Source organism: Pseudomonas quasicaspiana, from assembly GCF_021147825.1.
Taxonomy (GTDB): Bacteria; Pseudomonadota; Gammaproteobacteria; order Pseudomonadales; family Pseudomonadaceae; genus Aquipseudomonas; species Aquipseudomonas quasicaspiana.
The window spans coordinates 1-13,890 of sequence record NZ_JAGTPI010000062.1 but is presented as its reverse complement, the minus strand read 5'-3'; the positions used below and the strand labels follow the sequence as shown (position 1 = coordinate 13,890).

General features: G+C 59.3%; 8 protein-coding genes. 5 read left to right on the top strand and 3 right to left on the bottom strand.

The annotated features are described in order from the left end of the window. Positions 1-23: 23 nt before the first annotated feature. From KDX30_RS24825 to KDX30_RS24815, 3 genes are all read left to right on the top strand, one after another. Positions 24-650: a DUF4136 domain-containing protein gene (locus KDX30_RS24825; RefSeq protein ID WP_027898421.1), complete on the top strand. Its 627-nt coding sequence runs from the start codon at positions 24-26 to the stop codon at positions 648-650. A gap of 18 nt (positions 651-668) precedes the next feature. Next, the gene (locus KDX30_RS24820; protein WP_027898422.1) at positions 669-1,226 is read left to right on the top strand and encodes a DUF4136 domain-containing protein; all 558 of its coding nucleotides are present in this window, start codon (positions 669-671) and stop codon (positions 1,224-1,226) included. Between the two features lie 519 nt (positions 1,227-1,745). Beyond that, positions 1,746-2,519 (top strand): response regulator transcription factor, encoded by a 774-nt coding sequence (locus KDX30_RS24815; RefSeq protein WP_231677762.1) that lies wholly within the window; start codon positions 1,746-1,748, stop codon positions 2,517-2,519. Between the two features lie 10 nt (positions 2,520-2,529). On the opposite strand, the gene pbpC is transcribed toward KDX30_RS24815, so the two are convergent. Further along, the gene (pbpC, locus tag KDX30_RS24810; RefSeq protein ID WP_231677761.1) at positions 2,530-4,845 is read right to left on the bottom strand and encodes a peptidoglycan glycosyltransferase PbpC; all 2,316 of its coding nucleotides are present in this window, start codon (positions 4,843-4,845) and stop codon (positions 2,530-2,532) included. A gap of 242 nt (positions 4,846-5,087) precedes the next feature. Between pbpC and KDX30_RS24805 the strand changes: the two genes are divergently transcribed. Then, the gene (locus tag KDX30_RS24805; protein WP_027898425.1) at positions 5,088-5,381 is read left to right on the top strand and encodes a hypothetical protein; all 294 of its coding nucleotides are present in this window, start codon (positions 5,088-5,090) and stop codon (positions 5,379-5,381) included. A 114-nt stretch (positions 5,382-5,495) separates the two neighbouring features. Here KDX30_RS24805 and KDX30_RS24800 read toward each other — a convergent pair whose 3' ends face one another. Beyond that, entirely contained in the window at positions 5,496-10,436 is a 4,941-nt protein-coding gene (locus tag KDX30_RS24800; protein ID WP_231677760.1) for an alpha-2-macroglobulin family protein, read from the bottom strand. A gap of 410 nt (positions 10,437-10,846) precedes the next feature. Here KDX30_RS24800 and KDX30_RS24795 point away from each other — a divergent pair, with 410 nt between their 5' ends. Beyond that, positions 10,847-12,205, top strand: a complete 1,359-nt coding sequence (locus KDX30_RS24795; protein ID WP_231677759.1) for an MATE family efflux transporter — start codon at positions 10,847-10,849, stop codon at positions 12,203-12,205. On the opposite strand, the gene KDX30_RS24790 is transcribed toward KDX30_RS24795, so the two are convergent. Then, positions 12,177-13,586 (bottom strand): contractile injection system protein, VgrG/Pvc8 family, encoded by a 1,410-nt coding sequence (locus tag KDX30_RS24790; RefSeq protein WP_231677758.1) that lies wholly within the window; start codon positions 13,584-13,586, stop codon positions 12,177-12,179. The genes KDX30_RS24795 and KDX30_RS24790 overlap by 29 nt on opposite strands. Positions 13,587-13,890: the final 304 nt, after the last annotated feature.

Genomic DNA, 13,890 nt, shown 5'->3' with positions numbered 1-13,890 from the left:
AAGGCCACTTTGCGGAGGCCATGATGAAACGCCGCCTTGCTTTGATTCCTCTTTTCCTCGGTCTGGCTGCGTGCCAGAGCGATAACCCGTATCGCGCCGATTCCAGACCACTGCCCCCTGCCCCCGCTCACGCGGCCAATGCCGTGGACATGAGCGCGTACCCGGCAGCGCCACGGGACTACGGACGCTATCGCAACTGGACCTGGCGCAACAACCAACTGCCCGGCGGCTCTGCCTGGGCTGATTCGGCGCAAATCGCCGAGGCGGTCAGCAATGGCCTGGATCAGCGCGGTCTGCGCCCGGCCAACAGCACGCAACCTGCAGACCTGCAAGTCAGTGCGCAAACCCGCATGGAAACCCGCACCCGTCAGGTGCGTGACGACTATTCCGATCCCTACTATGGCGGCAGCGGAATCGGCTATGGCCGCGGCCCATACGGCAACCGCTATGGCGGTTATGCCAGCGTGCCGATCGTGCGCACTTATCAGGAACAGGTAGTCGTCGTCAGCATCAGCCTGTTCGACGCCCGCGACGGCCAGCCTGTGTGGAGCGCCAGTGCAGAGACGCAAAACCGCGGCGATCAATCGGATCGATCCAAGGCCCTGCGTCAGGCTGTGCAAAAAGCATTGAGCGCGTATCCTCCTTCCTGACATCTTCGGAGAACTGCCATGTTTCGCCGCCTTGCTCTGCTGTCCCTGCTGGTGCTGCTCAGTGCCTGCCAAACCAACCAGATCAATCGTGACTTCGACGCCAGTCGTGATTTTGGCGGCTACCGCAGCTGGAGCTGGAAGGAGCCCGGCGTGCAGTACCAGCCTGATGATCCACGAATCAAGAGCGATCTCACCGACCAGCGTATTCGCCAGTCGATTGGCGAACAGCTCGACCAGCGCGGCTTGCGCATGGCCCCGGCAGGTGCCAATGGTGATCTGAAGGTGCAAGCCTGGCTGATCATGGAAAACCGCCAGCAACTGGTCAGTACCAATTACGGCGGAGGCTGGGGCCCTTGGGGAGGTTACGGTTACTGGAACGCACCGATGACCGAAACCCGCAGCGTGGACTACAAGGTCACAACCCTGCAGATCGACCTGTTCGACGGCAAGGACGGCAAGCTGGTCTGGCGCGGCAGCACGGAGCGCATCCTCAATCAGGACAACGCCCCCAATGCTCGTGAAACGGCTATTCGCCAGACAGTGGCGAAGATTCTGGAGCAATATCCGCCCCGTTAAATGGCGGTCGTTAGTTGAGGGGCCGACAATAATGGCCCCTTTTTAAATAGGTATAAGAAGTAAGTACCTGCGACTTCAATGTGTTAAATCTTCCCGTGCTCGAAAAACGATTAAACGTCAAAAAACTTTTTTAACGCTCAAATACGTCGACTGCAGACGGCAAACTTTCGGCTTCAATATCGCAATAGTTCGCTCCACACCGGGCCTGTAGGAGTGAGCTTGCTCGCGATCGCGTCAGTTCCGGCGATAAATTCTTCAATCAGAAAACCAAATCGCGAGCAAGCTCACTCCTACAGGGTCCGTGTTACCTGGAGGCATACGCATTGCGTTAACGAGTACCGCCAATGCCCCCAAAGAAGCCGCCCACTAGTCGCAAACAATGCTTAACACTATGTACATAACGCGAAAGTCTGACTACGGTAGTAAAGGTCTCAGGGAACACGTGACCTTAGATCGTATCGATAAAGCGTGAGTTTTGACTCTGACAACGCTTTGTATTTCGCAGACAGGGAGTAGCGCGTGAACATAAATTCTTCAGTGAAAGTACTAGTCGTCGACGACCAGCCTTCCGTTGTAAACGAGCTAAGCGGTTTTCTACAAAGCAACGGCTACGAATGCACTGGCAGTTATTCAAGCAAAGAAGCACTCGAACAATTTCGCAACGACCCTGCAATCGGCATCGTCCTTTGCGAGCTGAATATGCAAGCACCCGACGGCCTTGAGCTGGTTCAGGCGCTCAAGCTGGCCGCCGGTAAAAAGCGGGTATTCGAAACCATCGTCCTGACCGTCAACGACGACAAACAGGATGTGATCAAAGCCCTGCGTGCCGGCGTTGCTGATTACTTTCAGAAGCCGGTGAATCTCCGTGAGGTGCTCGAAGGCGTCCAGCGCCAGGAAGCCGTGCTGCATGAACGGCAAAAGAGCTACCGCCAACTGGGTGAACTCAACGAAAAGCTGCGGTTTCTTGCCGCGTCCATTGATGGTCTTTATGAAGATCTGGACCAGCTACGTCGTCCGCTACTGACCACTGCCCGTGCCGAGGAAGACATCGAGAGCGAGATGGACCTGTCGATGCTCTTCGCCCCCCTCTCCCCTCGCCAGCAAGACGTAGCCAAGCTGGTCGCCAAAGGTCATACCAACTATCAGATCGGCTGCAAGCTGGGCATCACTGAGAACACCGTCAAACTGTACGTATCGCAGGTGCTGCGCCTGACCCACATGCATAACCGCACGCAACTGGCATTGGCCGTGTCACCGAGCGGGGCAAGTCGGCAACGGGACACGGCTCATTGATACACGTCGCTCAATCGACGGTATCAAACACAACCCGTGCAGTCTGACCGCTTTCATCCAGCACGCTTAGCTCATAACGACCGAGGCGTGTGAGGGTCGGGCTGAAACGGGCCTGATTGTCGGTGTCGGCCATCGGCACGCCATCGACAAACCACCAGCGACGACCACTGCCGCCCAAGGCGGATAGATTCAGGCGCAGCGCCTGCCGACTGCCAGCAGGCAAACGTAAATGATCGCCCTCGCGAACGCCGATGATCGACAGGGGCGGTGCCAGATTCAGACCTTGAGGCGGGCATGTAGGATCGACTGCGGGCAAGCGTGCTTCCCGGCGTTCGTCACGCGCCAGCCAGGGTTCCAGGGCGGCGGGCCATAGAATCAGATCCTGCGCCTTCGCCCCTGGACAACCCGCCCCAACCCGCAAGCCCTGAGTATTGACCCAGATTTTTTCCTGCAATCCCAGACCCAACGGCTGATCAATGGCCTGCAAGGTTGGCGGCGTGGTGCCTTCCAGTGTCCAGGCAAACCGCTGCCTGCGACAATTCGGATCGTTCTTCCTCATGGGCTGGCCCAACGGCCAACAGATCGCTGCCACGCCCACGCTCGACGGGACTGGCTGAATCGGCGCGGTGATACCTCGCTGACTGTCTCTATTGGCCAGCACGTCATGAACCTGCAACATCAAAGGTGCGGCCGAAGCCAGGCCAAACTGCCCCGGCACCGGCGTGCCGTCGGGACGACCGATCCACACCCCGACCAGAAAACGCGGCCCGACACCAATGGCCCAGGCATCACGAAAACCGTAACTGGTGCCGGTCTTCCAGGCCAGCTGTGGCCGCTGCACCAGTTCAGCGTGAGGATCAAGATCCGGGCGCGACTGGCCACTGAGTATCTTGCGAATAATCCACGCCGCGCCCGGTGACATCATGCGTCGTTCCCGCAGCGGAGCATCGGGTTGCAAGCGGATATCAGCGCTGCGCCCGCCCCGCGCGAATGCGCTGTAACCACCGACCAAGTCTTCCAGACGGCTACCAACGCCGCCGAGGATCATCGCCAGATTGGGTTCGGCCAGCGGCGGCAGGGTCAACGGCACGCCGCCGTTGCGCAACTCGGCGGCAAAACGTTTCGGTCCGTAGGCTTCCAGTAGTTGTACCGCGGGCAAGTTGAGGGACATCGACAACGCTGAACTGGCGGCCACCGCCCCGCTGAACCCCGCCGCAAAATTACCTGGCCGGTAATCACCGTAATGGCGTGGTACGTCCTGCATCAGGGATTCCGAATGGATCAGCCCCGCATCCATCGACAGCCCGTAAAGGAACGGTTTAAGGGTCGAACCAGGCGAACGCAGGGCGCTGATCATGTCCACATGGCCAAAACGCTTGGCATCGTTAATGTCCACCGAACCAACGTATGCGCGTACCGCCATGTTTTGCGCCTCGACCACGAGGATCGCCGCCGAGGTGCGCTCCGGCAATCGGGCACGCCAGCCCAGCAGCAGATCTTCAAGACGACGCTGTAGTCCGGCATCCAGCGTGGTGCGAATCAACGGCGGGCTGTCCGGACGGTTCAAACGCCGCGCCAGCAGTGGAGCGAGGCTTGGCTCCTGACGCGGGGCCAGCAGTAACGGCTCCTCCAGGGCCTCGTCTACTGCCCGTTGCGGCCAGACCTGAAATTGCGCCAGACGTTTAAGGACCTTGTCCCGAGCAACCTGCGCCCGTTGTGGATGACGATCAGGCCGCAGGCGGCTCGGCGCTTGGGGCAGCACCGCCAACATTGCCGCTTCGGAGCGGGTCAATTGTTGCGGAGACTTGCCCAGATAGGCCCAACTGGCAGCGGCAACACCCTGCAACGTGCCGCCAAACGGCGCGCGATTGAGATAGATGGCAAGAATTTCATCCTTGGACAGGTGCCATTCCAGCTGCATCGTGCGCCACAGTTGTCGCACCTTGCCGGGTAAGGTACGCGCATGCGGGTCGAGCAACCGCGCGACCTGCATCGACAACGTGCTGCCGCCCGACACTACCCGCGCACCCTTGAGGTTCTGCCACGTCGCCCGCACCAGCGAGAGCGGGTTGACCCCGGGATGGCTGTAAAACCAGCGATCTTCGTAAGTCAGCAATGCTTCGATGTAATACGGCGATACTTGGTTGATCGACACCGGATAACGCCACACCCCGTCAGCATCGGCGAAACGCCAAAGCGGCGTCCCGTCTTCGGCCAGCACCACGCGCGCGAGGTCGTCTTTGGGTAATGGCAGCGGCCAGATGCGGTCGGCGAGCCAGAGCAGGGTGATGATCAAAGCCAACCCGGCAATAAGCCAGAGACCCATCTTGCGGGCTACTGCATAGCCCTGTGGGAGCGAATTTATTCGCGAAGGCTTTTGCAGACTCGGCATCTTCATGACAGAAATACCGATTCGCGAATGAATTCGCTCCCACAGTTACTGCGTACAATCAGCCTCAACTTGGGACGACAAGGCAAAACGCCCTTACACTCCACGGAACTCGCCGTGCCAATTGATAGCCAAAGCGAACAGTCGCCTTTTCCCATGACCTTCATCAGGACGCACATATGCAGGTAGAAAGCTTTTTCGAATGGCTGGGCCAGGCGCTCGGCGCGGTCATCCGCTTTATCGTCGATGGACTGGAATGGTTCTTCAATCTCTTCGCCAGCGCAGGCGGAAATTTTGTTGATGGGTTGTCCCGCACTTTGGGCATGGATACTTCACTGGTCAGCATCCTGGCGTTGATCGTCGGTTTGCTGTTCCTGTACTCGGCGATCCGCGCCTTTATGCGCGCTTCAATCATCATGGGCATCATCTGGCTGGTGCTGGGCCTGTGGTTGCTGAGCTGGATTATTCATTGATGCGCCCTAACCTGTAGGAGCGCGCTTGCCCGCGATTGCGGCGTATCAGGCGAAAACTTATTGACTGATCTGACGCCGTCGCGGGCAAGCGCGCTCCTACCGGGATTTGCGTACTTACTTACCCTTCACCACCATCTGCGCCGCCGCTTCACCCAGCGCCTGCCAGTTCGGCCGATACATCGACTCCACTTGCGGCGGCGGTACACGGTAGATACCCGGCGTTACGGCACGAGCCAGATACAACAGGTGCACCGTGTTGTAACCGTTCAAATCCAGCGCAGCAACGAAGCGATCACCGCGGTATTCCTGATGTTTGATACCGGCATTCTCCATCGACTGACGCCACTCTTTCACGGACTCGCTGGCGTCTTCCAGGCTGGCAGCGCTTTGCGCCAGATTCTGGTTTTCCAACTCAAGCCCGGCCGGGAGCAAATCTACAACCAGTGCGTCCGGCACCCGTTGCTGAGCTTTGACCTCGATGTGCACCAGCAGTAGCTGGCCGCTTTTCAACGCGTTGAGGTTGGCTGGTTCGCCATCAAGGCCAAGGTACTCGCGACGAATACTAAGGTTCTCGCCTCCAGCCACCGGTGCCTGAGTCGGATAACCCGACAGCGTCAGTTGCTGATAAAGCGTCGCACTGCCCTGATTCTGTACCGACATAGGCGAATCCAGCAGTGGCCCGTCAAGCTTCAGGCCTGGCTGCTCGTTACTCAGCTCGCGACTTTCAGCGCCCGCATGAAGCGTCGCAGTCCATTTACTTTCCGGCTTGCCCAACAGATCACGCCCCGCAAGGAACAGCGCATTGCGCTCCTGGGTGGACAGATAGCGGCTTGCGGCCACTTCATCGGCCAGGGCAAACAGGCGCTGGTCGCGCTTGTCGGCAGCCAGATTGTTTTCCTCAAGCAGCGCCAGGATCAACGCCTGATCACGCAACGGACTGCCGTAATCAGCCAGCCATTCGTTGCCTTTGCGGCCTGCTGCCAGACCGGCCAGCATGGCTTGATCGGCACGCGGCTTGTCGCCCATTTTTTCCAGCGCTACCGACAGTTGCACCAGCGGTAAACCGGAGCGGGCATCGGTGCGACGATCAAACAGACTGCGCAAGGCGCCCAGAGGAGCTTGCTGACTACGGGACAACACCAGTCCTGCGTAAGCCTGCACGGCAAAACGTGTGTGCTCAGCATTCTGGCTGTAACTGACTTCGATCTGATTGCGCTCTTGCAGATAACGCAGCAAGCGCTCGTTGGCTTTTTTCAGCGCATCAGGCGGCACCGCAAAACCCTGATCACGGGCACGCAGCAGGAAGTCGGTGACGTAAGCCGTCAGCCAGTATTCTTCCTCACCATCAGCGTTCCACAACCCGAAGCTGCCGTTATGGCGCTGCATGCCCAGCAGCCGCTCGATGCCCAGCTCGACTTTGCGCTTGCGCACTGGATCGGTTTCGCCTTTGATGCCCAGGCGCTTGAGGGTGGCTGCATCCGCATACAGCGATGGATAAAGCCCGCTGGCGGTCTGTTCGAGGCAGCCATAAGGGTAGGCTTCCAGGGCGCGAATCTGTTCACCCAGATTGAGCGGCGGACGGCTCGACACTGACAGCATGGCTTCGCGACCGGCGGGTTCGAACGCATCAAGCGCGCCTTCAGGCAGGCTCCACGGCTGCTCGTTCAGCGTTGTACGGTAATGCTTGAGCATCGCTGGATAAACCGGACGCACGCCGATAGTCCACTCGCGGGAGAACGGCGGCAGATTTTCGCCCGGCAACACCAAGCCGTTTACCACGACTTTGAACTTGCCCTGCCCCAGCCCGCCCTCGGCGCGCACCGGAATACGTAACGTTGTACGTTGACCCTGGGCCAGTTGCACGCTCTGGCTGAGCGCGCCATTGGCGAGGCTCAACTGACCTTCAGCGGTGGCTTGCACCGTGAGTTTCTGTGCCTGACCGGACAGATTCGAGAGGTCCAGCGCTACCGTGGTCTGATCACCACCGGCAAGGAAACGCGGTGCCGACAGCTCGGCAATAATCGGTGCGGCCACCACGGTTTTCGCTTCGGCCATGCCATAGCGCTCACCGGTCCAGGCCTGCGCCATGATGCGCAACTCACCGTTGAAGTCCGGGATGTCGACGCTGACTTCACCTTCGCCCTGCTCGTTGAGCGTCACTGGCGCGCTTTGCAGAGCCACGATCGTCACCGAGGTATCAGGACGCTTGCCGCCCTTCGCCAGGGCGTCACCACCGAAGGCCAGACTTGCCAGGCGGTTGCGACCGGCTTCGATCAGTTGCCCGTAAACATCCAGTTGATCCGCACCGTACTCTTTGCGACCAAACAGACTGGCGAATGGATCCGGCGTGGCGTAACGGGTGATATTGAGGATGCCCACGTCCACCGCAGACACCAGCACGTGGACTTCTTTCGGCACGCTGCCATCGGCATTCTTCGCCGCAACCTTGAGTTTCAATGGCTGTTTGGGACGCATTTTTTCCGGAGCAGTCACGGTCAGCGCCAGCTTGCGTGGCGAGCGATCCAGCGGCAGATGCAGCACGCCGACGGCACGTTTAGGCGTGACGTTTGCCTTGCGCTCACCGGGACGAACCACCAGTGCACTCACGTACAAATCATGCCGCGCCCATTGCTTGTCCAGCGGCACTGCGAAAGTCTTGCCCTCGGCAGGCACGTCTATCTCCTGCCACCACAACGGCCCGTCGCTGGACTCAACCAACAAGTATCCTTTGCCTGCCGCAGGCGGCGTGACCGTTACTTTGGCCGTGTCGCCATCGTTGTAACCCGGTTTATCCAGCGCCAGCTTGACCTGATCGGGACGCACCGCACCGCCTTCAGCGTTGTCCTGCCAGCGATAACCCGCCCAGAAACGCAAGCTGCTGATCAAGCCGGTTTGAGGATCTTCGACTTCAACCCGATACGGGCCCCACTCCACCGGAAACGTGACCTTGGCGGTTGAGCCTTGCTTGATGTTGATGGTTTCTTCGTTGAGATTGAGGAATTTCTCGTTGAAGTGATAACTCCAGCCTTCGCTGTCCGAGTAGTTCCAGTAGTAGTCACGACGCTCACGAACCAGCCGGACTTTGACGTTATCGGCGGCCAGCTTGTTACCTGCGTAGTCGGCGACCAGTACTTCGAACTCAACCGGGCCATCGCCATCGGTCTGGGGCATGCCGCTGGCTTCATCGTATTCATCGTTACCGCCCGGACTGCTGCCAAACAAAGGGCGCAGGCCCGGCATCTGCTCCGCAGGCCACACCGGCTGCACCAGACGCCGAGTGATCGGACGTCCACCGGACTCTTGCAGGCTGGCTTGCAGGATCAACTGCACCGGCGATTTCGCGTTCGACCATGTGCTTTCAACATCCAGGCTCAACTTGCCCTGTGCGTCCAGGGTGCTGGCTTCGATCTCCAGATCCTGCTTGAGCTCCGGCTCGGTAATCGAACCAAACTGATAACCCGGCAAGCCCGGCACCGCGTCACGCAACGGCCTCACATAGAGCAAACCGGTCAGGTTATTGCCAGACGCCGGAGCACCGTAGAGGTAACGACCAGTGATATCGAATACCGCGTTGTCGGTCGTTGCGATGGGTGTTTCGCTGCCTTTGATTTCCAGCGCCAGTCGTTCAGGCAGGAAATCTTCGACCTGAAACTCATACAGCTGGGGCTTGCCGTCACCCAGGTCGAACACCAGCTGCCAGCGCCCTGTAGGTGCCTCGTCTGCCAGTTGCAGCTGATATTGATACAGGCCGGACTTGTCTGCTTCCCAGACAAACTTGCGACTGACTTGCTCGTCCGGTCGACGTACTTCGACAGTAATCGGTTGTGGTTTTACGTCTTTGCCGTCGTTATCGCGTAGCAAGCCGTTAAGCAGCACGGTCTCCCCCGGACGATACAAGTCCCGCGGGCCAAAAATGAAGAACTGCAAAGGGTGGGCTTGCGGCCCGGTGATGTCGAACTCGGCCAGATCCAGCGCCGAGCTGTCCAGACGCAACATACTGGTCTGCTCGTCTTTATGCGCCAGCAGCACGGCAGCCTTGGCCGGCAGCGGTAATTCGGCATGGCCGGCGGAATCGGTTTTCGCCTGACCCACAACTTTGCCATTGCTGTCGTAAAGCTCCAGCTCTACTCCGCTCAGGGCTTTGCCGCCCTCCAGGGCTTGGGTGAACGCATCCAGACGGTTGGCGTAGCGATGCACCGACAAACCGATGTCGCTGAGGGTGAACAGGGTGGCGGGGTTGGCGTAGGTATAAGTGCCAGAAGCACGCATTACCGCCAGATAAACCCCAGGCCCTTGCAGCGCTTTGATTCCGGCAATCGGCAACAACAGGGTTTCCCGGGTGTTGCGCGCCGGGTTCAGGTCGAAGCGGCCTTCGTAAACCAGATCGGCCTTGTCCAATAGCTCTTTGGATTCGTAATACTCGATGCTCGACCCGCCGCGCCAGCTACTGAGAAAGGCTGGCAACGCATCGGGCTTGACCCGGAAGAACTCGACATTGACCTTGTCGACGTTCAGCGCGATGACCGGCAAGCCCTCAGCCAGACGAGTCGGCAACAGGCTGCCACGACTGGCGAAACCGACCGTCGGTTGCAGGTCTGCGGTCTCCAGACGGCTGATGAATTCCGCTGCGAGTTTCGCTTTGTTGACGCCGATCAATCCCGCATCAACCGTCAGAACCAGTTTGCGCTTGGGTTCCAGATGCCGCAGACGCAGTTCCATGAGGTTGTCGGACAGCTCCCATGCGCCGTCGACCTTGCCATTCTTGCTGTCCACCAGATGCAGTTTTTCAGCGAACTTCTGCTCTGGGTCCAGTGGCATGGAAAAGCTCACCGACAAGGTGCTCGCTCCGTCCACCTGAATCTCCGAAACGTCCACGACGGTCAGGTCGCGGCCCTCATAACGTTTGCTCAACGCGGGAAGATCCACCGCTGGCTTGGGCTTGCTCGACTCCACCGCGACAGGCTGTGAAGCCGGGGCAGGTTTGTCCGGAGCAGAAGAATCACAGGCGCTCAGCAGCACAAGCGCGCAAGCCAGAAACAGTCCTTTGTTAAACATGGGGCACTCATCGGGGCAGGTTGAGAGAGGGTAACTATATAGCAGGCAAATGACCGCAGAGGTCAGAGCGCGAGAATAGACAGCCGGTTTGAGACTTTGTTCTCAGGGGGCTACGTAGGAAAAGAGGACAGAGATTGTAGGGCCGCAGGCTTCAGTGTGGGACGGTGCTTGTCCGCAAGAGGGTTGGTGCCGTGTCAGGTAGGAGGCAACTTGTTGGCGAAGGGCTTACGCGGTGAATCAGGCATGACGCCGTGTCAGGTAGGAGGCAACTTGTTGGCGAGAGGGCTTACGCGGTGAATCAGGCATGACGCTTCGCGAACAAGTTCGCTCCTACCGGTTAGCGCGGTGTCACTCAACCACCTTTTGGGGCTCGGTTCGCTCTACAATGCCCGCCTTGTCCGGGAGCTTTAATGTCAAACCTGCTCAACGACTGGCGCGACCGCGCGACCCATCGCAACGTCTGGGCGCTGGCCGCGCCGATGATTCTGTCGAATATCTCCGTACCGCTGGTGGCGCTTGTCGACAGCGCGGTAATTGGCCATCTGCCCCACGCCCATCAACTGGGTGCCGTGGCCGTGGGTGCGACGCTGTACACCTTTCTCGCCTGGAGCATGGGCTTCCTGCGCATGGGCACCACCGGCTTTGCCTCACAGGCTGCCGGGCGCAATGACGGTTCGGCGTTACGTCAGATACTGCTGCAAGGCCTGTTACTGGCGATGGGTCTGGCGCTATTGCTCGGCGTGATTGGCCTGCCGTTCAGCCACCTGGCGTTGAGCCTGATGCAGCCATCCGACGACCTGCAACAACTGACTGAAGCGTTCTTCCACACCCGACTTCTGGGCTTGCCCGCAGCCTTGGCCGGTTACGCACTGGTCGGCTGGTTTCTCGGCACACAGAATGCTCGCGCGCCACTGATGATTCTGCTGACCACCAACCTGGTCAACATCGCCCTGAACCTGTGGTTCGTACTTGGGCTGGACTGGGGCGTAGTCGGTTCGGCCCGTGCTTCGGTCGTCGCCGAGTGGACCGGCGCGCTGCTCGGCTTGGCACTGACCCGGAAAACCCTGCTCGCCTGGCCGGGCCAAGTGCTGTGGCCTGCCCTCAAGCGCTGGGAAAACTGGCGGCCATTACTGTCCGTGAACCGCGATATCTTCATCCGCAGCCTGGTGCTGCAATCGGTGTTTTTCCTGATTACTGTCCAGGGCGCACGGCTCGGCGATGCTACGGTCGCCGCCAATGCGCTGCTGCTCAACGGCCTGCTGCTGACCGCACACGCGCTGGACGGACTGGCCCATGCAGTTGAGGCGCTGTGCGGGCACGCCATCGGGGCCAAAAACAAGCTCGCATTGCGCCGCTCGCTGACGGTCGCCGGAGGTTGGTCGTTGATCGCCAGCATAGCGTTCGCGTTGCTGTTCATGGTCGCAGGCCATCTGTTCATCAGCCTGCAGACAGATATTGTTGAAGTTCGCGAGACGGCTTTTATCTACCTGCCCTATCTGGCCGCGCTGCCCTTGCTCGCGGTCTGGAGCTACCTGCTCGACGGTCTGTTCATTGGTGCAACCCGCGCCCGTGAAATGCGCAACACCATGCTGGTCAATATGCTGCTGGTCGCACCTTTCGCCTACGGGCTGCAAAGCTTCGGCAACCATGGCCTGTGGCTGACTCTGCTGCTGTTCATGCTGCTACGCGCCCTGACCTTGGGGTTCGTCACCTGGCAATTGAGCAAGCGCGGCGCCTGGTTCAGCGCTCCGGATCAGCATCAGGCTTGACCCCGGCGGTCAGTAAAACTTGCGGGCTGCTCAGCTTTACCCCAGCGGCGTCGATGCTCAGTGTGCTGTCGCCGACGGTGAAGGACAATTCGCAGCCTTGCTGATAGCTGATCCGCGAGCCGCCTTCGATCTGGATCCATGACCTGTCACCCACAGTGGTCATGGGCCCCAGATTCACCTCAAGCTTTTCAGGCGGCGATGACGCTTGCGGTGGATCGGCGATGGCATCCGTGGATTGCCACACGCAGGCGCTGATCAGTGGCCGATCCATATCACCCTCGATAAAACTCACCACCACCGGCATGCCGCCACGCAAGGTCTTGCTCAGATGCGCAGCCACCGGCAACCAACAGTCACCGCCCTCACCGCCCTGCCCTGGATAGCTCCAGTCAAATTGCACATTGACCCGTCCTTTGGAGTCAGCGCTGACAAGCTCATCTGCCGCGCCGATGACATAAGCGCACTGGACCGCCGCAACACAGGCTCGTGGCAGAGGCGGCGGTTTGAAACCCGACTCCCACGGCGCGACCTGAAAATGATTGATGTACATCCCCTTCTGGACGGTGGTCACGCTGCTCAGTTGCCGGGGATCAAAGCCGCGGTGCACCACGCCCGTCACCAGCCACAGATGATTCAGTTCTTCCTGCGGCAGCCCCATGAGCGGTAGCAAGTGTCCTGCCGAAACAAAGGGCAGCGTGCTTTCACCTTCGCCCTTCTGGCGCGTGCGATCCGATTGCTCGCCACCTTCCGTCACTGCAAAACGGATAACGCCAGCCTGCATTGGCACCTGCTGATAGTTGGCTGTCGAGGTACGACGAAACACCCGCAAGCCATTGCCAAAGACCAGCTCATGGCCTTTTCTGGAATGGTGAAAATGGTAGTGAATGCCCTCTTCCGCGCATAACCGCTGCAGCAGTTGCAAATCGGATTCCCGGTACTGCGCGCAGAAGTCGCGCTCTTGGTACTCGGCCCGCAGATCAAAGCGGTAGCTGTCTTCGCGTATACCATGTTCCATCAGCAAACGACTGATGATCTGTGGCGTACTCATTTGCTGAAACACCCGCGGCGTATAACGCTGCCCCAGGCACGCAAGGCGAGGCCCGATGGACAGGCGATAACACGCGGGACCCGGTTTGAAGTGGCTGCGCATGACGCTGTGAATCTGCCCGTGCACACCGGTTTTGTCGTCTTGAAAACTCAGGAAAGCAGCGCGATACATCAGGCTTTGCTGATCCAGATACGGTTCGTCGATCAGCACTTCCAGCTCAAAGACAAAGGGCTCGCTGATGGCCTCAGTACCGGTGAACGACAGCACCTGCAACCGCCGAAACAGAGGGGCGATATCCAGATTGAAGTGATGGACGACAGCGGGGCCAGACATGGACGGGTTCTCTACGGGGACGCGGCCGTGGATTCTGGCCGAGAAGACACCCGGGGTAGAGAGCGAAAAGAAGAATAGGACGCTGCCTACAGAAGAATAGGAAAGTGGAGCGGAGATGAGGTAACCGATGCCCGAATGCGCTACAGAAGACTTAGCCCTCTAGTTTGAAGGCCACGCTGTCGTGCAGCAAAGGCTGGACCTGTAGGAGCTCACCGAGGTTACGTGGCCAGCGATGGCGGAGTGTCAGACAAACCGCCATCGCAGCCTCGCGGTGCTCGTCAGCTCCTACGGATATCTTATATAG